The sequence below is a fragment of the Methylophaga sp. UBA5088 genome (assembly GCF_002414625.1).
In the GTDB taxonomy this organism is placed as follows: Bacteria; Pseudomonadota; Gammaproteobacteria; order Nitrosococcales; family Methylophagaceae; genus Methylophaga; species Methylophaga marina.
Map to the genome: position 1 here is coordinate 1 of NZ_DIAC01000043.1, position 238 is coordinate 238.

The 238-nt window shown below is 40.8% G+C and carries 1 protein-coding gene; it reads left to right on the forward strand.

Annotation, left to right across the window (positions count from 1 at the left end; genetic code table 11):
- A partial coding sequence (locus tag B4K20_RS05885; RefSeq protein ID WP_289282228.1) for a Rieske 2Fe-2S domain-containing protein occupies nt 1–189 on the forward strand: 189 nt, incomplete at its 5' end.
- Nucleotides 190–238: the final 49 nt, after the last annotated feature.

The window sequence follows — 238 nt, forward strand, 5'->3', positions numbered from 1 at the left end:
TTATTTGATCAGTGCCCCCATAAAAAAGGGCCGTTATCTCAGGGGATTGTTTACGATAACCGTGTGGCCTGTCCTTTGCATAACTGGGTTATTGATATGAATAGTGGCGAAGCTACTGGTCCTGATGAAGGCTGTACCCGCACATTTGAGACAAAAATTGAAAACGGTACGGTTTTTATTTCTCTGTAATCTGATAAAGAGTCTCTAATTTTGGCTGAACAACAAACGACAACAAAGA